Here is a 22,774-nt window from a genome sequence, read left to right on the forward strand (position 1 = left end):
AGTTATTTAAAACCTGTCCTTTTTCCTATATAACGATTAACTTGTTGATAATATTGAAGGTATTGTTCCTTAAATTCTTGTTTTAAAAATGGTTCTTCCACATATTTAATTTGAAGATGAAACATTATCATTGCAAGTAATGAAATAATCAATAAAATTGTATTAAAAAACATTAAACACATTCCTAGATAAGCAAGATTAAAACCTAAAAAGGCTGGATTACGACTAATTTGGTAAATACCATCTGTAATCAAATCTGTTTTTTCTTCATAGCTCACTCCTACACGCCAACTATCTTTCATTGTTAAAACAGAAGCAATAAAAACAATATCTCCTATGATTCCTAAAAATATTCCCATGATGCGAATTATCAATGGAAAAGTCGTTGTATTTAAATACTTAGTATTTCTATGATAAAAGTAGCAATCGTTGCTCCTTTCATCATTATTTCTATCTTCTTTTGAATTCCTTGTTTTCCTTTTCCCATATGATCTGTTTGAATTCCTTGTTTTCTTTGTTGAAACATCTTTATAAAATAACAAAGATAAAAGACAAGCAAAATCATATATCCTACTATTTGCATCTTAATTCCTTCTTCTACTTATTAAATCTATAATGATCATCACGACACCATATAAAACACCAGCTATTGCCCAAATAATCCAACTATATTGTATTTGTCCATTACCATTTTCACCAAAGGTATAATAAAGAAAAATAGCGGTCACAACAAGCCAATAGATGGCACTTATTTTTGATTTTAAAGCATTTTTCTTTTTTTGTTCAGGTGTATAATCCCCTGTTTGTAGAATCTTATCCAATGCATTTTGATAAATTCCTGCTAAAACAAGAAAAAAACAACCAATACTTACAAACAATAAAAGAAAACAAACAGCAATACTTTCTAAAAATTCATAATTTAAAAAGATAAAAATAGGTAAAACTGATAAAATACATAGAGCAATGCCTAGAATTTGATAACGGTGATAGTGATCTTGATAAGCTTCTTTTTCTTTAACTGCGTATTCTTTCACACTATTTTCAAGAGAAAAATCTTCTTTTTCTAAAAAATCATATTTTTTAACTTTAAAAGCACATAAACAAAATAAGATAACTGCTATCGTAATACAAATAATTAAAAAACTAAGACCTATACTTATTGCTAAATTTTCTGCCATATAAAATCGTTGGTACTGACATAGCGTTGTAAAACCAATTAATGGAATAGGTGAAATCACACATAAAAAGGTTGCAAATGCAATTTTTAAAGATGATTGTTTTCTAATCTTTAAATATTCTTGTACTTGTGTCAAAGATAAATAAATCCCTGTTTGAATGTTCCCTTCATTTTCCTGATCTAATAATAGATAATCTGTCGTTACATGAAAGAGTTGGCTAAGTTGAATAATTTTATCGGTATCAGGCATCGATTGACCTGACTCCCATTTTGAAACAGCTTGTCTTGAAATTTGAAGATGGTTAGCCAGTTCTTCTTGTGACCACCCTTCTTTTTTTCTTAACATCATTATTTTTTCTGATAAATTCATAACTTCCCTCCTGTTTCTATCTTAGAACAATTATCCAAAAAGTACTACCAACTCTACTTTTCGTTTTGTCAACTATCAGTTGACATTTAGATATTTGTTTTAAAAAAGCTTATAATTCCTACAACAATTAATAAAACAAAGGCAAAATAAAGCAAACCACATGAGACCATCACCATTAAAGTAATCGGCAATAAAATAATCGTTAAAACAAATTTTGAAAGTCCCCAAGCTGCCTTTAAGCCAAAGAAAAATAATTTTCCAAAAATGTAAAACATCAAAATCATAAATAAAAAATAGAACATTTTAATCTCCTCTTATCCTAAAAAAACATCCATTAACATCATGATCACAAAACCACTCAAAACACCAAAAGTTCCGACATGACTATGTTTACCAAGCTGTGCTTCTGGAATGAGTTCTTCTACTACAACATACATCATCGCTCCTGCAGCAAATGATAAACAAATAGGTAATATTGTTTGCATAATATGAATTGTAAAACCAGCAATAACTCCTGCAATAGGTTCAACAATTCCTGAAAGACTTCCATAAACAAAAGCCTTTGTACGTGACATTCCTTCCTGTTTTAAAGGAAGAGAAATAGCTGCTCCTTCAGGTAAGTTTTGAAGTCCAATTCCAAGAGCTAAAGCAAGTGCAGAAGCAAATGTAATACTCGAATTACTTGCTGCAATCGCAAAAGTCAAACCTACCGCAAATCCTTCAGGAATATTATGTAAAGTGACTGCTAAAACAAGCATCGTATTTTTCCCCAACATACTTTTAGGACCTTCAGGCTTGTCTTCATTTAAGTGTTGATGAGGAATCACATGATCTAAAAAAAGCAAGAATAAAGCTCCAATGATAAATCCTCCACCTAAAATAAGGGCACTATTTTGACCATTGGCTTCCGCCATTTCCATGGAAGGAATCAATAAAGACCAAACAGAGGCTGCAATCATAATACCTGCCGCAAATCCTAAAAAAAGTTGTTGATAAAAATCTTTGATTTCATCTTTAAAGAAAAAAACCAACGCACTTCCTAAAGTAGTCATTAAAAATGTAAATAAGGTTCCAAATAATGGATATAATAATGTATTCATAAATTTCTCCTTCTTCTTTTATTATAAAGATTTTGAATATTTTGCATAATGATATGCTAAAATAATTATGTTTTTGTTATAATAAGGACAAATGGAGGAATTTTATGAAAGATGGATATATAAGAGTTGCCAGTGCATCAATTGATACACTTATTGGCAATGTTAAACATAATGCTAATGAAATTAAAAAGATCTTAAAAGAAACAAGAGAAAAGAAAGCACAAGTGGTTGTTTTTCCTGAACTTGTTTTAAGTGGTTATACTTTAGAAGATTTATTTTTACAAAATCGTCTTTTAAATGAATGTCTTGTTCAATTAGAAGAAATTATGCATGATACAAAAGGACACCAACAAATTGTCGTTATTGGTTTACCTTTTCATTATCAAAATAATTTATATAATGTATCTGCTGTTTTATATGATGGAAATATTTTAGGAATTGTTCCTAAATATCATATTCCAAATTATAATGAATATTACGAAGGCAGACGTTTTACATCTTGTTTTGAAGATAATATTGAAATTGAGCTTTTTGGACAAATTGTTTTATTTGGTCGTAAAGTAGTTTTTGCTTGTCAAAATTTACCAAGTTTTACATTAGGTGTAGAAATTTGTGAAGATTTATGGCTTCCAAATGCGCCAAGTAATGAACTTGCTTTAAATGGAGCAACGGTCATTTGCAATACATCTGCCAGCAATGAATTAACTGCTAAAAAAGATTATCGAAGAAACCTTGTTTCAATGCAATCAGCAAAACTTGTTTCAGGATATGTTTATAGTAATGCAGGAAGTGGAGAAAGTACAACCGATGTAGTTTTCTCTGGGCATCATTTAATTTGTGAAAATGGAACGATTATTAATGAAAGTACTGGTTTTGATGCTGAAGTGATTTATGGTGATTTAGATGTTGAAAAACTTATTAGTGAAAGAAGAAAGATGACAACTTATCAATCTCATCATGATTATGACTATGTTTACTTTGATATGGATTTGATTGATATTGAAACAAATCATTACTATGATCCTCATCCTTTTGTACCAAGTAATCCTGCCCTTCGAGAATTACGTTGTAAAGAAGTCTTTGAAATTCAAACAAGAGGTTTAATGCAAAGATTAAAAGCTACTCATATAAATAAAGTCGTAATTGGTATTTCAGGTGGCTTAGATTCAACACTTGCACTCCTTGTTTGTGTCATGGCATTTGAAAAATTAGGTTATGATAAAAAGAATATTTATGCAATTACCATGCCTTGTTTTGGAACAACATCACGTACAAAAAACAACGCTTTAGGTCTCATGGAAGAACTTGGAGTGACAAGTCAAACTGTCAATATTGCTGAAGTTGTAAGAATGCAATTTAAAAATATTGATCAAGATGAAAATGTACATGATGTTACTTATGAAAATGTTCAAGCCCGTGAACGTACTGAAATCTTAATGAATAAAGCAAATCAAATTGGTGGACTTGTCATTGGAACAGGTGATTTAAGCGAAGTTGCTTTAGGTTGGTCAACTTATAATGGTGATCATATGTCCATGTACGCTGTCAATGTTTCGGTTCCTAAAACACTTGTGCGTTATCTTGTGGACTATGTTTCTTCTCTTTATAAAGGTCAAGTTCTTGAAACAATTTTACAAGATGTTTTAGATACTCCTGTATCTCCTGAACTTCTTCCTCAAGAAGATGATAAAATTGTTCAAAAAACAGAAGATATCGTTGGTCCTTATGAACTCCATGATTTCTTTATTTATCATATGGTACGTTTTGGTGATGAACCTCGTAAACTTTATAAAAAGACAAAACTTGCCTTCAAAGATAAATATGATAAAGATACAATTAAAAAATGGTTACGTTTATTCTACTGGCGTTTCTTTAGTCAACAATTTAAACGTAGTTGTATCCCCGATGGTCCAAAAGTTGGATCTGTCGCTTTATCACCTCGTGGTGATTGGCGTATGCCAAGTGATGCCAATGTTCAAATATGGCTTGATGAAGTCGAAAGAATTTAGAACTGCTTGCAGTTCTTTTTTTATTAACTCCGTATTTTATCCTTTTAATAAGAGTTTTCACTAAATATTTAAATCTATCTATGATAAAATAAAGCAAGAGGTGACATTATGCATATTTATAACTCAAATCACTATAGTTCAACAATAAAACAAATCATAAATGATTGTTTACACTCTGCAAAAGAAAATCCTTTTGCTATTCATTACATCATTGTTGATGATCCTAAATATTACGAAGAAATTTTCTTAAAATGTACAGATACCCTTTTTAATATTGAACTCATGACATTATCGTCGTTTTATCAAAAGCTTCTACAAATATATCATCAAGATTTTAGAAAAAAAACAGATATTCAAAATCTTTTAGAAATTATTAAAATGAATAAAGAAGATACCTCTTCTTTATTTCATTTAAGTGCTAATCATGTTTTAACAGCTAAACAAATATTAGATATTTTTAAAAGTTTCTATCTTTATAATATTCAAGAAACAACAAAAGAGTTACCAGATTTATCAAAAGAAAAAATTAAAACACTTTTCAATTTATATCATCAATTTGATCAAACTCATTTTTTAGAACATGATCTTATTTATTCACTTATTGATGAAAAGTGCCACAATTATTATTATTTTCTAACAAATCAAATAACAATTCCTAAAAATCAAGCACTTATTCAAAAGCTTGATCAATATGGTCATGTTTTTATTTATCAAGATACAAAAGAAAATGAAATTCTTGATTATACAGGTTATGTCACAAATCATTTATTTGATTCATCACATACAAAAAGTGATTTTGAACATCCTTATCAAATCTTAAAAGCATCAACGATTCAAGAAGAAGTCAAACAAGTTGTTTTTGATATTAATACATTACTTAAAGAAAATGCTTTACGTGATTTTGTGATTTATTACCCAAATGATGATTATTATCGTCATCTTTGTCGTATTTTAGATCAATTTAACCTTGCATATAATCGAAAAGAAACAATCACTAATCAAGCTTTTCAAGTCGTTAATATGCTTTTACAATATTGCCTAAGTAAAGATGAAACATATCTTTTAGATGCAATCAGTTCTTTATATTTATTAAATTTTCAAGATCATCAATATGTATCCTATTTAAAAAATTTATATACTTTACAAGGTTTTATTGATGATGAAAATTATCTAGCATTAAAAAAAGCAGTTTTAAAGATTCAAGGTCATGATTTATCATCCTATTCTTTATCTTTGATTGATTTTATTGAACACTTTTTTTGTAAAAATGAACTTGTTTATGCTTTACTTTCAAGTTTAAAACTTGAAGGAACTGAACCTCTTTCTTTAAAAGAATATTTAAGTTTACTTCAAGAAACGTTTTCTAAAAAAACACATTCTCTTAAGGAAAGCTATGACAGTCTTTATTTACTTAATTACAATCAACCTTACAGTGAACTCTTACAAGCAAAATATGTTTATTGTTTAGGTTTAAATGAAACAATTATTCCTCAAGAATTTAAAAATACCAATTTACTTTTAAATCAAGAAGCACTTGCATTAAAGTATCCTACAACCTATGATGCACTAAATAAACATCAAAATACTTTAAGACATCTTTTTTCTTGTCACCATCAAAAAATCATTTTAAGTTATGCATTAAGAGATTTAAATGGTGGAGATTTGGTTGTTTCATCGATTATTCAAAAATTAACGAAATTATTTACGATACCAACTTTTAAAAAACATATACTTATTCATCCTTCATTAAAAGAAGATTATTATTTAAAAGGACATCAAGATGATTCATTATCTGTTTTAAATCATCATCTCTTGGTTTACAAACAATCCCATCATCAAGTATTACCAATGCATATCAATCATCAACATAATCCTCTTTCCGCAAGTAAATTAGAGGTCTATAACCAATGCCCTTATAAATACTATCTACAATATATGTTAAAAGTAGATTCTATAAATAATTCTTTAATACAAAGTAATGAAATCGGTACTTTAGTTCATTATGTTTTAGAAAAAAATCATCATTATTTCAATAACTATCAAGCTAAAAACTTTGATTCCTTAAAAGAAGATATTCATTTAAGTATTCAAAACTATTTAAAGACTCATATGTTAAAGAAATATGCTTTGAAAAAAAATCAATTCTTTTTAAAACTAATTGAAGATGATTTATATAATACAATTATTGTTCTAGCAAAACAGATGCAACATGGTTTATTTGAACTCTCTGCTTGTGAAGAAAGAGTTTATGATAAGATTCAAGATATTGAACTTAAAGGTTTTATTGATCGTGTAGATTTATATCAAAATTATTTAAAAGTCATTGATTATAAATCTTCGAATAAAGAATTGAATTTAGAACTAGCACGTTTAGGATTTAATATGCAAATGTTGATTTATTTAGAAATGTTATCAAAGAATAAAAACTATGATAAAGGCGCTGTTTTGTATTTTAATACAAAGAAAAGAATGTTAAAAAGTGAGATTTCTATTTTAGAAAAACAAGATTCTGAAAGTTTTTTTAAACTTTATAAAATGGATGGCTATAGTGTAGATGACACTTATTTAGAAATTGATCATGAAATGGAACAAGAAAGTGATATTATCAAGATTAAACTTAAAAAAGATGGTAGTCCTTATAGTAACGCTAAAATTATTTCTCATGATGAATTAGATACCCTTTTACAAGAAATCACTTTACACATTCAAAGTCTTTACCAACAAATGATTACTGGAGATATTCGTATTTATCCAACACGTAGTGATAATCCAAACATTGATATGCATATTAATCCTTGTCGTTTTTGTCATTATAAAGCCATTTGTAATTATGATATTTTCTATAATGAAGATCATCAAATTGAATTAGGAGGTCAAAATGAAGAAAGATAAAAGTTTAAATGATGAACAAAATCTCGCTGTTTATAGTCGTGGAAGTTCTATTTTAGTTTCAGCACCTGCTGGTTCTGGAAAAACAAAAATTCTTGTTAATCGTATGATGTCTTTAATTGAAGATGATCATGTAAGTGTAGATTCTTTACTTGTTTTAACTTTTACGAAAGCAGCTGCTTTAGAAATGAAACAAAGACTCGTAGAAAGTTTAAATAAAAGAATTCATATTGTTGATGATTCTTTAAAAGTACATTTAGAAAAACAAAAGATATTATTAAATGATGCTTATATTACAAATTTCCATTCTTTTTGTAGTGATTTATTAAGCCAATATGGCTATACAATTCATTTAGATTCTAAGTTTGAAATTCTTGAAAACCCTACTTTAATTAAAGAAAATATTTTAAATCAATGTCTTGAAAAATGGGTTCAAGAAAAAGAATTTTATGATTTTTATCAAGAAAATTATACTGGTTATCAATTTAATTCTTTTAAAGAAATTCTTTTTCAATTAGATAATTTATCACATACTGTTTATCATTTTGATGATTATTTAGATCAAGTGAAAATAAAACTTTATGATCGTGTCATCAATGATCAAACAATTGAAGATACGCCTTTTGAAAAACCATTAAAAAAAATATTACACGAAGCTTTTCAAGAAGCCTATGATAGTTATTTAAAGCTTGAAGATTATTGTCAAACATATGGTTTAGGTTTTTACTTTGAAGAAACAAAGAAATTACCTGCACCACATACTGTTTTAGAAAATTATTTTCAAAATTTAAAAGAATGTTTTAATCAAGGAAAATATTTTTCAATGGGTATAGAAATTGAAAAACATCGTATGGCTAGTTATAAAGATGTTGATGATTCAATCAAAGAAACATATAAATCCTTATTAGATCAAACTAAAAACACTTTTAGTAAAGCTTATCAAAAATGTATGCCTTCTTCGATTGAAGAATTAAGTGAGGTTTTAAAAGTTTCTTATCGCCATTTAGAAATCTATTTAAAATATCTTAAAGAATTTCAAAAAGAATACCAAGCTTATAAAAAATCTCTTTCTTATTTAGATTTTAATGACCTTGAACAATATACCCTTCAATTATTGAGTGAAAATCAAGGGGTTGCTCAAACTCTTTATCAACAATTTCATGAAATTATGATTGACGAATACCAAGATACAAATGAAATTCAAGAAAATTTGATTTTATTAATTTCTCGTTTTCAAGAACCTGAAATTAATCGTTTTATGGTTGGGGATATGAAACAATCGATTTATCGTTTTAGAAAAGCGGATTTAGATATTTTTAATGAAAAATATCTCACTTATGGTCTTGAAGATAATAATCAAAGAATCGATTTAAAATTCAATTATCGTTCAAATAAAATTGTTTTAGATAGTATTAACTATATCTTTAATGCGATTATGGATCGTCGTTATGGTGGTTTGGAATACGACAATGATCCTCATGCCCAACTAAATTACGACTTTTTACGAAAAGAAAAATGTGATACTGATGAAAAATTACAACAAGCCATGTTACGTTACGATCAAGAAAAACGTTTCGATAGTGAAATCATGCTGGTTTTAAAACCCGAAGATGAAACAGTGGATATGATTGAATATGAAGCAAAAATGATTGGAAAAAAAATTCATGAGATGGTTGGTCATCTTGAACTTGATTTTTATACTGGAAATCGTTTGGCAAAGTATCAAGATATTGTTGTTTTGATGAGAAATGTTGCTAATTTTATAACTTATAAAAAGGTCTTTGATGCTATTTCTATTCCTAATTTAATTGTTCTTACTAAAGGATTTTTTGAAAGTAATGAAATTTTAGATTGTGTTTACTTTTTAAAAGCATTAGATAATTGTTTAGATGATTTGGCACTTATTTCATTGCTTAAAGGAAATTATAAAAAAACATGCTTTGATGAAAACTGGCTTTACCTTCATAAAATAGAAAATACATCTATGTATGAATCTTTAAAACAAGCAGCCGATCAAGAAGCGATTGATTTTTTAAACTATTATCATAAAATGCAAGAATTTGCTAGAAATCATCCAGTATATGAAGTTTTAGAAAAATTTATTAAAGAAAACGAATATGATCTATTTATCAGTTCTCTTTATAATGGTAAACAACGCTATGCCAATGTTCAACTTTTAATTGAAATGTTGAAAGCAGATGAAGGTCTTTCTTTATATCAAATCGTGCATAAATTTGAACAAACAATGACTTTAGGAATTGATTATAAACCTGCTACCCTTTCAAGTGATGGTGATGCTGTTACTTTTATGACGATCCATCAATCAAAGGGACTTGAATTTCCTATCGTAATCGTTAATCAAATGAACCATCAATTTAATTTTGCTGATGGAAAAGCACCTTTAATTCAAGATAAAAATTTAGGAATCATTTTAAATCCTCATCAAAAACAAGATTTAGGAGATTTTCAAAATGTCCTTATTGAATATCCACATCCTTTACGTGGTATCTTTTCAACAGTTCTTGATAATGAAACCATTAATGAAGAAATGCGTATTCTTTATGTAGCTCTTACAAGAGCATCTCAAAAGTTGATTTTAACGGGGGGGTTAAAAGAGATTAATATGATTGAAAAATGGCAAAAACAAGTCATTGATTATGCGCTGGATGCTTCATGTCATCTTTTACCTGCAACGATTCGTAAATCAAATCAAATGTTGAATTGGATCATGCTTGCTTTAATACGTCATCCTGATTTTATTCAACAATGTATTGATTTATCATTATTTGATGAAAAAATTAAAAATTATTATGATTTGGATCAAGTAAAAAATAACGCTTTACAATTAAAACTTTATCAAGAAAACACGATGCAACTTAATACCTGTCATTCTAAATTTCATACATCAATTATTGATGTTCATACAATTGATGAATATATCTATCCAACAAGTCAAATAGAAAATAATGATCGAGAACTTTATTTAAAAAATAGTCAATTTAATTATCAAAACAAAGCACCTTTTGATAAAACAGTAGCAGTTACTTCTATTATTGATGATGGAAATCGTTTTTTTGAAAGAGATGATGAAGAAAATGAATCATCAATGAAAGCAACTGATCGAGGAACTCTTGTTCATTTATTTTTAGAATTATATCCTTTAGATAAAGAATTAAATTTTGAAGAATGTTTTCAAAATATTATACAAAGATCTTTATTTAATGAAGAAGCGAGAACTCTTTTAAATCAATATAAGGTTCATTTAGAAAGCTTTATTGAAAGTGATATTTATCAATTGATGTTAAAAAGTTCATATTGTTATAAAGAAAAAGAATTTTCATTTTTAAATGAAAATAAACAAATTATTCATGGTATTTTTGACGTTTTATGTATTAACGAAGATAAAATAACAATCATTGATTATAAGACAGATACATTAGCTAAAAATAGTTCTGATGAACTCTTAAAAGAACTTCATCAAGGTCAAATGTATTATTATAAAAAGATTATGAAGCAAATGTTTCCAAATAAAGAAGTGGAAGCTATTGTTTATTATTTACACATTCATCGTTATGTTACACTTTAGGAGGTTTCTATGAAAATATTAATTGCAAGTGATTCTTATAAAGGAAGTTTATCTTCTTTAGAAGTATCTAAAAGTATTCAAAAAGGATTTAAAGAAGTTTTTGAAGATGTTTCTTTTAAAACGCTATCAATGGCTGATGGAGGAGAAGGAACAACACAAGCTATTGTTGAATCCTTAAATGGTCAATATATAACAATTGACTGTCATAATGCCTTACAAGAGCCTATTCAAGCAAGCTATGGTATCACTAGTCAAGGAGCTATTATTGAAATGGCAAGTGCTTCTGGACTGCCTCTTGTTAAAGAAAAGAAAATTAGAGAAGCAAATACAAAAGGAACTGGTGAACTTATTAAAGATGCACTAGATCGTCATTGTCAAAAAATCTATCTTGGAATTGGCGGTTCAGCTACCAATGATGGTGGGATTGGAATGGCTCATCATTTAGGAATTCGTTTTTTAGATAAAAATCACCAAGTTTTAGAACCTATTCCTGAAAACTTACCTTTCATTGAAGATATTGATACTCATCAACTTGATTCTCGAATAAAAGATACACAAATCATCGTCATGTGTGATGTAACAAATCCACTTTGTGGTAAAACAGGTGCCAGTACTATCTATGGCCCTCAAAAAGGAGCTAATGAAAAGGATATTCAATTTTTAGATCAAGGATTAAAACATCTTGTAGAAATATGTATTAAAAAAGGCTATCAAGATTATAGTGAAGAAGCTGGTTCTGGAGCTGCTGGTGGTTTGGGATTTGGTTTAATGACGTTTTTAAATGCTAAACTACAAAGTGGAATTGAAACTGTTTTAGATGTTGTTCATTTTGATGAATACGTCAAAGATTGTGATCTTGTTATTAGCGGTGAAGGACGTATTGATCATCAATCAATGTATGGAAAAGTACCTACTGGAGTGAGTCAAAGAGCAAAAAAATATGGTGTTGACACAGTTTGTATTGTTGGCTCTATTGGAGAAAATGTTGGTGATATTTATGATTGTATTACCACGATTGAAAGTTGTATCGATCATTGTTGTCCTTTAGAAGAAGCTTTAGAAAATGCTGGTGAAAATGTTTATAAAGCTGCTTTTAGGCTTGCAAGAAGTATCCAATTAGGGCAAAAGATGCGTCACTAAACGCATCTTTTTTGTTTCATAAAATTCCAAAAAGCAACTCCAATGATAATTATATAACCGATTACACTATAAACATCAGGTACTTGATTTAATAAGAAAAATCCAAGTAGAGCTGCAAAAATAACTTGTGTATAATCATAAATCGATATTTCTTTAGCAGGTGCATATGTATAAGCATTCGTAATTGAAAATTGTCCTCCTGCTGCCATTAATCCTGCCATGAGTAAACAACCAATTTGTTGAAGTGTCATAGGTTGAAAATGAAAAATTAAATAAGGTACAACAGATAAACATGAAAATAATGAGAAAAAGAAAACAATTTTTGCTCCAGCAACACCTTGTTGTCCTAATTTTCTAACACAGGTATAAGCAATCCCTGCTCCCATCGCTCCTAAAACTCCAATAAACGAATTGATATTACTTACAAAATGAATAGAAGGTTTAATTACAAATAAACTTCCTATAAAAGCAATCACAACTGTTACTTTTTGAATCGTATTTGCTTTTTCTTTTAAAAATAATGAAGAAAAGATAATAACGAAAAATGGTGATAACTTATTAAGCATAGATGCATCACTTACTAATAAATGATCTACTGCATAAAAATTACATAAGATACCTAACGTTCCAAAAGTAGAACGTAAAAGCAACATCGGTATATCCTTCTTTTGATAGGTAAAACCTTCTTTACTTTTAATTAGAATAATAAATGCAAAAAGTGCTGCAATTAAATTACGAAAAAAACTTTTTTGAATAGATGATAAATCACCTGATAACTTAACAAAAACATTCATACTTGCAAAAAAGAATGCTGCCATCATAATAAATAACATTCCCTTTTTTGTATCGTTCATAAAATACCTCCTTAAAACAAAAGAATAAGGACACTGTCCTTATTCAGTAATTTTAACAACTTGATGTGCTTGAAGACCACGATCTCCTTCAACTAATTCAAACTCAACCTTTTGTCCAGGATCAATTGTTTTAAATCCTTCTTGAACAAGTTGTGAATAGTGGAAGAAAATATCTCTTTCTTCACCTTCCATGTTGATAAATCCAAAACCTTTATCTTTGTTAAAATTCTTTACAATACCAATAGCCATGAACACTTCTTCTCCTTCTTTTTTATCTACTTAATATTTTACATCATATTGCTTATCTAGACAACCACATTATTCTAAAATTAAAACATTTTTCACCAATTTTTTTTCTACAAGTTCTTCTATTAAATCTGTTGGTGAAATAATACGATATTTAAAAACTTGTGTTTGTTTAGAAAGAGTGATATTCATTTTTTTTAATGAACAAACCACCAGCTCACTACAATATAATTCTTGATCACTTGATAAATCCATTTGATAATCATAAGGATAATTTAAATAATCTAAAGCATTTTTCAAAAAATCTTTAATAAAAGTATTCTCTTTTAAAAAACGAAAACATGTCATGGCTTTTAAATAAGACTCATTTTTTAAATTAGCCATTTGATCAAAGGTACGTATCTGTACACCTCCAACATTTGCATCTAAAACAAGTATTTCCTTTTGCGTTTTATACATCTTCATGATTTTTTCATAATATGGAAAAGAAGTATCCAAAAGTTCTTGAACTTGTTTTAAACTTCCTAAATAGATAAGTGTATGTTTCCACCTACCAGGAATCGCAATATTTGAAATATAATGACTATTTTCAATATTAATAATATCCCCACATTGCAACTTTGAAAAATTTTCTGAAACCTCTTCATAACTAAAATTTTCCTTTTGAGTTGATACCTCGATATCTTTTTTTTGTGTACATCCCACAAGACATAAACATAATATCAAAGCATATATTCTATACACATCATCACCTAGATCATACTTAAACTTACTCTTTTTTTATTTAAATCAACATCTATGACATTGACTTCTACAATATCCCCTATACTTAAAACATCTAATGGATGTTTAATTCTTTGTTTTGACATTTTTGATATATGCACTAAACCATCATTTTTTAAGCCAATATCCACAAAAGCTCCAAAATCAACAACATTTCTAACAGTTCCTTCTAAAACCATTCCTGGTTTTAGATCTTCTATATGAAGAATATCTTTTTTTAAAAGTGGTGTTTGATATTGATCTCTAATTGAACGATTTGGTTTAATTAAACAATCAATAATATCATCTAATGTATATTGGTCAATTTTTAAAGTTTCTATAACTTCTTTTTTATTAATTTTTAATAATTTATCTTTAAGTTCCACTGTTCCTAAATCAGCTAATGATAATTGACATAAATTTAATAAATCTAAAGCTTGTTGATAATTTTCAGGATGAATAGCAGTAGCATCTAATGGATGATCACCATCTAAGACACGCAAAAAACCTATTGCTTGTGTATATGTTTTGGCTCCTAATTTTTTTACATTTTTTATTTCATTTCGATTATGAAATTTACCATGTTCATTTCGATATAAAACAATTTGTTGTGCTACACCAGCATTTAATCCTGCAACATATTTAAGTAATGACTTAGAAGCTGTATTGATATCAACACCTACATTATTTACTGTTTTTTCAACAACGAAATCCAATTGTTCTTCTAAATTTTTTTCAGGAATATCATGTTGATATTGTCCAACTGAAATTGCTTTGGGTTCAATTTTAACAAGTTCAGCAAGTGGATCTTGTAAACGTCTTGCAATTGATACTGCAGATCTTTCTTCTACATGATAATTTGGAAATTCTTCTTTAGCAATTTGACTTGCTGAATAAACAGAAGCACCTGCTTCAGAAATAATAGCAAATTCTACATTTAAATGATATTCTTGAATAAGTTTAGCAATAAAGGCTTCGGATTCTCTTGAAGCAGTTCCATTTCCAATAGCAATAATTTCAATTTTATATTTTGAAATAATATCTAATAAAGCTTTAATATCTTTATCATAATTATCTTTAGGTAAAGTAATAAAGACTTTATCAATGTGTAAGACTTTACCTGTTTGATCAACAACTGCTAATTTACATCCTGTTCGATAAGCAGGATCAACACCTAAGACCATTTTATTTTTTAATGGTGCTTGTAATAAAAGATTTTCTAAATTGACTGAAAAGACTTTTAATGCTTGTTCATTAGCTTTTTCTGTTAATTCTTTTCTTATTTCTCTTTCAATAGAAGGGAATAATAATCTTTGATAACTGTCTTCTACTGCTTTTTGAATGTATGGTAAAAGATTTGTTTCTCTGCTTTTTGTAACACCTCTTGTAATGTATTGTAAATAATAATCTTTATCTCCTTCTATATTTACATTGATTACTTTTTCTTTTTCAGCTCGATTGATTGCTAAAATACGATGTGATACTAAAGTTTTTACTTTTTCTTGATAGTTATAATACATTTCATAAACTTTATTTTCATCATCATGTTTTTTCTTTTCACTTGTTTTTAAAATACCACCTTTATAAAGCATATCTTTTAAAAACTTACGATATTTAATATCATCAGCAATATCTTCAGCAATAATATCTAAAGCTCCTTGAATGGCATCTTCTACATTTAAAACATCATCATTTAAATATTTTTTAGCTTCTACTAAAATATTTCCTTTATTTAAAGCTAAGATCCATTTAGCTAAAGGTTCTAATCCTTTTGCTTTAGCGGCTGTTGCTTTTGTTTTTCTTTTTTCTTTATAAGGACGATAAAGATCTTCAACTTCGCTTAATTGTGTAGCTTTTAAAATATCTGTTTTTAGTTTTTCATTTAACATTCCTTTTTCATCAATTAAACGAATAACATCTTCTTTTCTTTTTAATAAATTCACTTGATATTGATAATATTTATCAATTGTACGTATTTGATCTTCATCTAAAGCACCCGTCTTTTCTTTTCGATAACGTGCTATAAAAGGAACTGTATTACCTTCTTCTAATAAAGATAACACTGCTTCAATTTGATGTACTCTTACATTTAATTCTTCACTAATTGTTTTAATAATTTCTTGATTCATATAAACCTCTTTAAATACTTGTATATTCTTTTAACGTATAGATAATATCTTGGTAAATTTCATCACATAAATAATCTTTTAATTCATCAATTGAACACCATTTATAATCCGTATGTTCAAAAGAAATAGAAACATGATCATCATCTGTAGATGCTAAATAACCAATACCTACTGTTTGATAATCCTTTCTTATTTTGGTAAAAGTATATGCTGGTTTAACAACATCGATCGTTAAACCCGTTTCTTCTTTCAATTCTCTTTTTAAAGCTTCATTCGGTGTTTCCCCATATTCTAAACCGCCCCCAGGAAGCTCCCAATATCCTAGTCCATCACTAGATGGTCTAACTCTTTTCATTAATAATACTTTTTGTTTAAAAACAACAATTCCTTTTACTGTAATATGAAATCTTATATTTTCCATTGATATTTCCCCCTATACTGTCTTTATCATAACATTATTTTATCAAATATGTTTAAAAATTATTATGAAAAATGTATAATATATGCTGAGGTGATTTTAATATGATTAACTTTAAAGAAGAAGTCGAAAAAAGAAAGGAACAGCTTATTCAAGATATTGAAACATTATGTGCAATTCCTTCCGTTTATAATGAAAAAACAATCGGTGAAAACCAACCTTATGGAAGTGAATGTAGACAAGCTCTTGATGCTATGTTAGCAATTGGAAAAAGAGATGGTTTTGTTGTACATGATGAAAATGGTTATGCTGGACATATAGATATTGGTGATCAAGAAGAAAGTTTTGGTATTTTAGGTCATTTGGATGTTGTTCCTGTTGATTCAAGAGGATGGGACAGCGATCCATTTAAAGTGGTTCAAGCTAATGGTAAACTTTATGGTAGAGGTGTTGCTGATGATAAAGGACCTTTACTTGCTGGATATTATGCTGCTAAAATCATTCATGATTTAGATTTACCTGTTAAAAAGAAAATTCGTGTTATTTTTGGTTGTGATGAAGAACGTGGATCTTCTTGCGTTGAACATTACTTTACTAAGAATCCATATCCATCTATGGGGTTTACTCCTGATGCTGAATTCCCTGTTGTTTATGGTGAAAAAGGAATTGTTCGTTTCCATATAACAGGAAATGTAAAAAAAGATGGATTGATTGCAATGGTAGCTGGTGATCGTGTAAATATTGTTCCTGGTGAATGTGAAGCAATTATCGAAGGCAATCATAAACAATATGAAGAATCATTTAAACAATTTTTAAGTGATCATCATGTAACTGGTATCATTGAAGAAGAAGGAAATTGTACAAAACTTGTCTTAAAAGGAAAAAGCGCACATGCTTCTTTACCAGAAGAAGGAATTAACGCTGTAAGTTTACTTGCAACTTATTTAGATACTGTTATTAATAATAAACTTGTACATTTTATTGCAACTTATTTAAATGATTATTATGGAAAAGGTTTACAAATTAATCATGAAGGATTAATGGGTAAATTAACAATGAATTTAGGTGTTGTCAAATATGTTAAAGAAGATGCTGATATTGAATTAGACTTACGTTGTCCTCATGAAATTGATTTAAAGGAAATGTGTGATGGTGTAAAAGAATTATGTCAGTCTCTTGGATTAAATTTAGAAAGTGATATTCATGAACCACTTTATATCGATCCAAACAGTGAGCTTGTTCAAAAACTTCATAAAGCTTATGTTGAAGTTTCAGGTGATACAGAAAGTCAACCACAAGCAATTGGTGGAGGAACTTATGCTAAATCAATGCCAAATTGTGTAGCTTTTGGATGTGAATTCAAAGATGAAGATAACGCAATTCATGGTAACAATGAAAACATAAAGATTGATTCATTATTAAAATCAACAGAAATCTTTGCTAAAGCAATTTATGATTTAATTAAAGAATAGAAATTTCTATTCTTTTTTTATACAAAAAAACTTATCTTTAAAGATAAGCTTATCAACTCTATGGTGCGGCCGACCGGACTTGAACCGGCACGGCATAAGCCATAGGTCCCTCAAACCTACGTGTATACCAATTTCACCACGGCCGCATCTAACATATTTAATTTAACACATTTTGAAGATAAAAACAAGACGACTATTTATTAGTCGTCTTCATTTTTAATAAATCATCTAAGTTATATGGTGTATTTTGATATACATAATAGTTAAGCCAATTTGAAAATAATAAATAGGCATGACTACGCCACTTAACTAAGATTTCATCATTGACATCATCATTTTTATAATAGTTTTTAGGCATTACACAATCCCCACCTTTAGCTAAATCACGGTGATATTCCTTATCTAATGTATCTGGATCATATTCTGGATGCCCTGTAACAAAAAATCTTGACCCGTCCTTTTCTGCTACCAAATAAACACCCGCATCGTTTGAAGAAGCTAAAATATCTAATGAATCAATTTTTTCAATATCTTCTTTTTTAACAGAAGTATATCTTGAATGGGGTGCATAAAATTGATAATCAAAACCTCTTAGAATTCTTCTTCTCATCTTTTCTGGATTTGTATGATGATGATAAACACCTGTTAATTTTTCTTTCAATTGATATTTTTCAACACCATAATAATAATATAAAGATGCTTGAGAAGCCCAACAAATAAAGAATGAAGAAAAGACATTTGTATTGGCCCAATCAAAAATATTTGTAAGTTCATCCCAATAATCTACATCCTCAAATTTTAATTTTTCAACAGGAGCACCTGTTACAATCAAACCATCATACTTATTATCTTTAATTTCATTAAAGGTTTTATAAAATTCCATTAAATGTTCTTGTGATGTATTTTTAGAATTATGACTTTCCATACATAACCAATCTACTTCAATTTGTAAAGGTGTATTAGAAAGCAATCTTAATAGCTGTGTTTCTGTCACGATTTTAGTTGGCATAATATTAACAATAATTAATTTTAATGGACGAATTCTTTGTGATAAAGCTCTTGTTTCATCCATAACAAAGATATTTTCTTCTTTTAATATTTTACTTGCTGGTAAATCATTTGGTATTTTTATTGGCATATGTAACTTCCTCTCTATGAAAATGAAATAAATTCATTAAATATTTTTAATATATAAGCATCTGACATTCCTGACAAATAATCTATAATACTTTTAGCCATTGCATTTTTATCATGTTCAAAATCATAAATAATATGATTTTGATATAATGGATTTCTATTAAAATGCTTCATTTGACTATACTTTTCTAACCAATGCATATATCCTTGAATAGTTACAGGATATTTTTTTTGATCTTTCTTTAAAGCTTCTAAAACATTTATTTGATTATCATTTGCTATCTTATCATATTTATATAAAAATTGAAAAATAGAATTTAAAATAAGTTGTACATAATTTGTGTGGACTTCTATACGATCAATTAGATAAATATTTTGATAATTGAATTTCATAATATACTTCATGACTTCAAAAGCTTCATCTGATAAGCATATTCCTTTCTCTATAGAAGAATTTTGACAAACATCTAATATAAAATAATTAACAATTGTTCCATTATTAATAGCATCAAAATGAGATTTTGTTAATTGATTTAGATGATTTCTTAAATCTTCTACAAGCTGTTCATCAATAATATTTAATCGTAAAGCATCTTCAATATCCCTAGCAAGATAAGCAATTTTATCTGACATTTTAACAACACAGCCTTCCCAAGTATAAGGATTGTATTGCCCAGGATATAAATAATCTTTTAAATCAATAGATTCATTCCTTTTAATAATTGCTTTTTGATTCATTTCTCCACAATGAGAAATAATTCCATCTCTTACAGCATACGTTAAATTTAAATTTCTACGAACATGATGATCATCTTCCAAAGTTTCAATTTGATCTACAAAATATAAACTATTTTTTTCATGCCAAAAATCTTGTAGACCATGTTCTTTAGAAATCTGATTAATGATCTTTTCTCCACCATGTCCAAAAGGTGCATGTCCTAAATCATGTCCAACAGCAATTGCTCTTGTAAGTTCTGTATTTAATCCTAAATAATGAGCAATAGTATAACTTACTGAATCTACAAGATTTACATGCTCACTTCTTGTACAAACATGATCATCTTCAACTGCAAAAAAAACTTGCGTCTTATGTTTCAATCTACGATAAGCAAGAGAAAAAATAATACGATTATAATCTCTAGAAAAAGGACTTCTTAAATCATTTTTTCTTTGATAAAGTGCTTCATTTCTTGAAATTGCTTGTTGATATTGAGGATGATTTTCATACATTGCTTCTTTTAAAAAACTATTTTTTGACATTTTTTATACCTCGCTTTTTTATTATATAAAAATTAAAAAAAAAGATAAAGAAAAAGATTATCTTTCGATAATCTTTTAGAATTTTAAGAATCTTCTCATTGAAACAAAACTTCCAATTAAACCTACTCCAGCACCTAAGCCAGCCAAAATAAATGAGAAATCTCTAATAAATGGCATTGGGGCTTTTAATACAAGCATTGATGACATTAATGAACCACCTGTATAGTTATATAACGCTCCATAACCATAAACAAGAACAAGAATTGGAATAATTGCTCCAAACAATCCAATGAGCATACCTTCTAACATAAATGGAATACGAATGTACCAGTTACTTGCTCCAACCATTCTCATAATTGAAATTTCAGTAGATCTTGCTGTAATTGTAATTTTAATTGTATTAGATATCATGAATAAGGCGACAATAACTAAACCAACAATAAAAACTGATCCAGCTTTTTGTATTGTATTCAATGTTGTGACCATACTTTGTGTAGAATCACCACCATAATTAACAGAATTTACATTAGGAATATCTTGAATCTTTTTAGCTAAACTTGCAAGTTTTGTTGGATCTTTTGCTTCTACTTCATAAGCAGAACCTAAAGGATTATCTTCACGATAAGACTCAAATAACGTCTTACCATCTTTACCTTGTTTATCGATAAGTTTATTCAACTCTTCATCTTTTGATGAATATGTAACAGATCCAACACCTTTAAGTTTTTTGATTTGATTCCCTACTTCTTTTTCAGCATTTTCATCAATCGATCTTTCTAATTTAACATAAATACGCACGCCATCTTCAATATTTGCTGAAATATCTTGAACATTAAGTGCTAAAACACTAATAACACCAATAAGTAATAAAGTAATTGTTACAGCAAAAATTGAAGAAAAAGACATTGCACCATTTCTCCATAAATTAACCAATGATTCTTTAAAATGTTTTGGTAAATTTTTTATACAACTTATTAATTCTTTCATTATAAATCATATCCTCCTAAAGATGTATCAGCATTAATGCAACCATCTTCCATTAAAATTGTACGTTTTTTATGTTCTTGTACAATCTTTTGATCATGAGTTACAACTAACACAGTTGTCCCTTGTTCTTCATTAATACGCATTAATACATTAATAATTTCTTTTGAAGTTTCTGGATCCAAGTTTCCTGTTGGTTCATCAGCAATTAAAACTTTTGGACGATTTACAATTGCTCTAGCAATTGCAACTCTTTGTTGTTGACCACCTGATAATTCATGAGGGAAAGCATTGACCTTATCTTCCAAACCAACAAGCTCTAATGTTGCTCTTACACGTCTTCTGATTTCTACACGTGGTGTATCAATAACTTCTAAGGCATAGGCAACGTTTTCAAAAACTGTTTTTTTAGGTAATAATCTAAAATTTTGAAAAACAACACCTATATTTCTTCTAAAATAAGGTACTTTACTATTTTTAATTTTAGAAACATCTTGTCCCACAACTTCAACTTTTCCTGAAGTTGGTTTTTCTTCACGATATAATAACTTAATAAAAGTAGATTTTCCTGCACCAGTTGTACCGATAACATATACAAATTCTCCAGGTTCAATTGTAAGATTTACATCATTAAGTGCTCTTACTCCTGTTTTATAAATTTTTGTAACATTTGTTAGTTTTATCATTTCTATTCAACTCCCAGGAGTATTATAGCACAATTTGTAAGTTTTGTTTGAATATTGAGTCTATTAATTATGTTTTTTCATGTTATAATATGTTTATTGAAGGAGTGGCTAAATGAAAAGAACATGCCCTAGATGCAATAATGAACTATCTACAAATTGTTATGTAAAAGATAAAGGAATCAATACTTTAAGCTATCTAGAATTAATTATAAAAAAAGATCAATTCAATAAAAAATATAAAGAAATTAAATCATGTTACTGTCCTAAATGTGGTTATGTAGAACTTTATGTTGATGTCAATCATCAAAATCAACATTTAAAAAAGGATGATGATTTAAATTCTTTAAGACAAACTGTAAGGCAATATGCTATTGATTATCATCAACGTATAGAATTAGAAAGAAAAAAAAATGAAAGAAAAGAAATTCTAGATAAAAAAAGGAAACTTGAATCTCTTATTTATCAATCACATATACAAAACGATAAAAAAAGAAAACGTAAAAAAACTTTACGTAAAACACATTTACTAAAAAAAGTGCTAAGAAAATAGCACTT

20 protein-coding genes and 1 tRNA gene are annotated in these 22,774 nt (G+C 28.2%); 6 read left to right on the plus strand and 15 right to left on the minus strand.

All coding sequences use genetic code 11. The features are described 5' to 3' along the window. Positions 1-2: 2 nt before the first annotated feature. The 5 genes from LJD34_RS02165 to LJD34_RS02185 form a co-directional block, all read right to left on the minus strand. Positions 3-359, minus strand: a complete 357-nt coding sequence (locus LJD34_RS02165; protein ID WP_227359080.1) for a methyltransferase family protein — start codon at positions 357-359, stop codon at positions 3-5. A 32-nt stretch (positions 360-391) separates the two neighbouring features. Further along, the gene (locus LJD34_RS02170) at positions 392-583 is read right to left on the minus strand and encodes a hypothetical protein (RefSeq protein ID WP_227359081.1); all 192 of its coding nucleotides are present in this window, start codon (positions 581-583) and stop codon (positions 392-394) included. Between the two features lies 1 nt (position 584). Continuing rightward, on the minus strand, positions 585-1,547 hold the full coding sequence (locus tag LJD34_RS02175; protein WP_227359082.1) for a helix-turn-helix domain-containing protein: 963 nt from the start codon (positions 1,545-1,547) through the stop codon (positions 585-587). 86 nt (positions 1,548-1,633) lie between these two features. After that, complete coding sequence (locus LJD34_RS02180; RefSeq protein WP_022002891.1) at positions 1,634-1,849, minus strand: hypothetical protein; 216 nt, start codon at positions 1,847-1,849, stop codon at positions 1,634-1,636. 12 nt (positions 1,850-1,861) lie between these two features. Further along, positions 1,862-2,647, minus strand: a complete 786-nt coding sequence (locus LJD34_RS02185; RefSeq protein WP_032090504.1) for a ZIP family metal transporter — start codon at positions 2,645-2,647, stop codon at positions 1,862-1,864. Positions 2,648-2,751: 104 nt separating this feature from the next. On the opposite strand from LJD34_RS02185, the gene LJD34_RS02190 reads away from it, so the two are divergent. The 4 genes from LJD34_RS02190 (at position 2,752) to LJD34_RS02205 (ending at position 12,271) form a co-directional block, all read left to right on the plus strand. Further along, the gene (locus tag LJD34_RS02190) at positions 2,752-4,656 is read left to right on the plus strand and encodes an NAD(+) synthase (RefSeq protein ID WP_227359083.1); all 1,905 of its coding nucleotides are present in this window, start codon (positions 2,752-2,754) and stop codon (positions 4,654-4,656) included. Positions 4,657-4,764: 108 nt separating this feature from the next. Then, positions 4,765-7,548 carry a PD-(D/E)XK nuclease family protein gene (locus LJD34_RS02195; protein WP_227359084.1) on the plus strand — a complete coding sequence of 928 codons (2,784 nt, stop codon included), beginning with the start codon at positions 4,765-4,767 and terminating at the stop codon, positions 7,546-7,548. After that, positions 7,535-11,131: a UvrD-helicase domain-containing protein gene (locus LJD34_RS02200; protein WP_227359085.1), complete on the plus strand. Its 3,597-nt coding sequence runs from the start codon at positions 7,535-7,537 to the stop codon at positions 11,129-11,131. Before LJD34_RS02195 ends, LJD34_RS02200 begins: the two co-directional genes overlap by 14 nt. A gap of 9 nt (positions 11,132-11,140) precedes the next feature. Next, positions 11,141-12,271 (plus strand): glycerate kinase, encoded by a 1,131-nt coding sequence (locus LJD34_RS02205; RefSeq protein WP_227359086.1) that lies wholly within the window; start codon positions 11,141-11,143, stop codon positions 12,269-12,271. On the opposite strand, the gene LJD34_RS02210 is transcribed toward LJD34_RS02205, so the two are convergent. The 5 genes from LJD34_RS02210 to LJD34_RS02230 all read right to left on the minus strand — a co-directional run bounded on the left by LJD34_RS02210 (position 12,268) and on the right by LJD34_RS02230 (position 16,683). Then, positions 12,268-13,125: a DMT family transporter gene (locus LJD34_RS02210; RefSeq protein WP_227359087.1), complete on the minus strand. Its 858-nt coding sequence runs from the start codon at positions 13,123-13,125 to the stop codon at positions 12,268-12,270. The genes LJD34_RS02205 and LJD34_RS02210 overlap by 4 nt on opposite strands. Before the next feature lie 39 nt (positions 13,126-13,164). Further along, positions 13,165-13,374 (minus strand): cold-shock protein, encoded by a 210-nt coding sequence (locus tag LJD34_RS02215; protein ID WP_022002898.1) that lies wholly within the window; start codon positions 13,372-13,374, stop codon positions 13,165-13,167. Positions 13,375-13,443: 69 nt separating this feature from the next. Next, positions 13,444-14,115, minus strand: a complete 672-nt coding sequence (locus LJD34_RS02220) for a YiiX/YebB-like N1pC/P60 family cysteine hydrolase (protein ID WP_032090510.1) — start codon at positions 14,113-14,115, stop codon at positions 13,444-13,446. 8 nt (positions 14,116-14,123) lie between these two features. Next, positions 14,124-16,262, minus strand: a complete 2,139-nt coding sequence (locus LJD34_RS02225) for a Tex family protein (RefSeq protein ID WP_227359088.1) — start codon at positions 16,260-16,262, stop codon at positions 14,124-14,126. Between the two features lie 10 nt (positions 16,263-16,272). Then, positions 16,273-16,683 carry an NUDIX hydrolase gene (locus LJD34_RS02230; protein ID WP_022002901.1) on the minus strand — a complete coding sequence of 137 codons (411 nt, stop codon included), beginning with the start codon at positions 16,681-16,683 and terminating at the stop codon, positions 16,273-16,275. Between the two features lie 101 nt (positions 16,684-16,784). Between LJD34_RS02230 and pepV the strand changes: the two genes are divergently transcribed. Continuing rightward, on the plus strand, positions 16,785-18,152 hold the full coding sequence (gene pepV, locus LJD34_RS02235; RefSeq protein WP_119363693.1) for a dipeptidase PepV: 1,368 nt from the start codon (positions 16,785-16,787) through the stop codon (positions 18,150-18,152). 61 nt (positions 18,153-18,213) lie between these two features. Here pepV and LJD34_RS02240 read toward each other — a convergent pair. The 5 genes from LJD34_RS02240 to ftsE form a co-directional block, all read right to left on the minus strand. After that, positions 18,214-18,298 (minus strand) — tRNA-Leu (locus LJD34_RS02240). Positions 18,299-18,345: 47 nt separating this feature from the next. Next, entirely contained in the window at positions 18,346-19,290 is a 945-nt protein-coding gene (gene metA, locus LJD34_RS02245; RefSeq protein WP_032090514.1) for a homoserine O-acetyltransferase MetA, read from the minus strand. A gap of 14 nt (positions 19,291-19,304) precedes the next feature. After that, the gene (locus LJD34_RS02250; protein WP_119363694.1) at positions 19,305-20,549 is read right to left on the minus strand and encodes a deoxyguanosinetriphosphate triphosphohydrolase family protein; all 1,245 of its coding nucleotides are present in this window, start codon (positions 20,547-20,549) and stop codon (positions 19,305-19,307) included. Positions 20,550-20,624: 75 nt separating this feature from the next. Continuing rightward, positions 20,625-21,536 carry a permease-like cell division protein FtsX gene (gene ftsX, locus LJD34_RS02255; protein ID WP_175301573.1) on the minus strand — a complete coding sequence of 304 codons (912 nt, stop codon included), beginning with the start codon at positions 21,534-21,536 and terminating at the stop codon, positions 20,625-20,627. Then, positions 21,536-22,219, minus strand: coding sequence for a cell division ATP-binding protein FtsE (ftsE, locus tag LJD34_RS02260; RefSeq protein WP_022002906.1), 684 nt, complete (start codon positions 22,217-22,219; stop codon positions 21,536-21,538). Before ftsE ends, ftsX begins: the two co-directional genes overlap by 1 nt. 112 nt (positions 22,220-22,331) lie before the next feature. Between ftsE and LJD34_RS02265 the strand changes: the two genes are divergently transcribed. Then, the gene (locus LJD34_RS02265) at positions 22,332-22,769 is read left to right on the plus strand and encodes a hypothetical protein (protein ID WP_227359089.1); all 438 of its coding nucleotides are present in this window, start codon (positions 22,332-22,334) and stop codon (positions 22,767-22,769) included. The last annotated feature ends 5 nt before the right edge of the window (positions 22,770-22,774 follow it).

This window comes from Faecalibacillus sp. MSK20_93 (genome assembly GCF_020589945.1).
Classification (GTDB): domain Bacteria; phylum Bacillota_I; class Bacilli_A; order Erysipelotrichales; family Coprobacillaceae; genus Faecalibacillus; species Faecalibacillus intestinalis.

What these genes read in the sequence shown, in the direction of transcription:
- LJD34_RS02205 (WP_227359086.1), top strand. Translation starts at nt 11,141, where the DNA reads ATGAAAATATTAATTGCAAGTGATTCTTATAAAGGAAGTTTATCTTCT.
- LJD34_RS02265 (WP_227359089.1), top strand. Translation starts at nt 22,332, where the DNA reads ATGAAAAGAACATGCCCTAGATGCAATAATGAACTATCTACAAATTGT.
- LJD34_RS02170 (WP_227359081.1), bottom strand. Translation starts at nt 583, where the DNA reads ATGCAAATAGTAGGATATATGATTTTGCTTGTCTTTTATCTTTGTTAT.
- LJD34_RS02190 (WP_227359083.1), top strand. Translation starts at nt 2,752, where the DNA reads ATGAAAGATGGATATATAAGAGTTGCCAGTGCATCAATTGATACACTT.
- LJD34_RS02165 (WP_227359080.1), bottom strand. Translation starts at nt 359, where the DNA reads ATGGGAATATTTTTAGGAATCATAGGAGATATTGTTTTTATTGCTTCT.
- LJD34_RS02225 (WP_227359088.1), bottom strand. Translation starts at nt 16,262, where the DNA reads ATGAATCAAGAAATTATTAAAACAATTAGTGAAGAATTAAATGTAAGA.
- ftsE (WP_022002906.1), bottom strand. Translation starts at nt 22,219, where the DNA reads ATGATAAAACTAACAAATGTTACAAAAATTTATAAAACAGGAGTAAGA.
- LJD34_RS02250 (WP_119363694.1), bottom strand. Translation starts at nt 20,549, where the DNA reads ATGTCAAAAAATAGTTTTTTAAAAGAAGCAATGTATGAAAATCATCCT.
- metA (WP_032090514.1), bottom strand. Translation starts at nt 19,290, where the DNA reads ATGCCAATAAAAATACCAAATGATTTACCAGCAAGTAAAATATTAAAA.
- pepV (WP_119363693.1), top strand. Translation starts at nt 16,785, where the DNA reads ATGATTAACTTTAAAGAAGAAGTCGAAAAAAGAAAGGAACAGCTTATT.
- LJD34_RS02230 (WP_022002901.1), bottom strand. Translation starts at nt 16,683, where the DNA reads ATGGAAAATATAAGATTTCATATTACAGTAAAAGGAATTGTTGTTTTT.
- ftsX (WP_175301573.1), bottom strand. Translation starts at nt 21,536, where the DNA reads ATGAAAGAATTAATAAGTTGTATAAAAAATTTACCAAAACATTTTAAA.
- LJD34_RS02185 (WP_032090504.1), bottom strand. Translation starts at nt 2,647, where the DNA reads ATGAATACATTATTATATCCATTATTTGGAACCTTATTTACATTTTTA.
- LJD34_RS02200 (WP_227359085.1), top strand. Translation starts at nt 7,535, where the DNA reads ATGAAGAAAGATAAAAGTTTAAATGATGAACAAAATCTCGCTGTTTAT.
- LJD34_RS02215 (WP_022002898.1), bottom strand. Translation starts at nt 13,374, where the DNA reads ATGGCTATTGGTATTGTAAAGAATTTTAACAAAGATAAAGGTTTTGGA.
- LJD34_RS02195 (WP_227359084.1), top strand. Translation starts at nt 4,765, where the DNA reads ATGCATATTTATAACTCAAATCACTATAGTTCAACAATAAAACAAATC.
- LJD34_RS02175 (WP_227359082.1), bottom strand. Translation starts at nt 1,547, where the DNA reads ATGAATTTATCAGAAAAAATAATGATGTTAAGAAAAAAAGAAGGGTGG.
- LJD34_RS02180 (WP_022002891.1), bottom strand. Translation starts at nt 1,849, where the DNA reads ATGTTCTATTTTTTATTTATGATTTTGATGTTTTACATTTTTGGAAAA.
- LJD34_RS02210 (WP_227359087.1), bottom strand. Translation starts at nt 13,125, where the DNA reads ATGAACGATACAAAAAAGGGAATGTTATTTATTATGATGGCAGCATTC.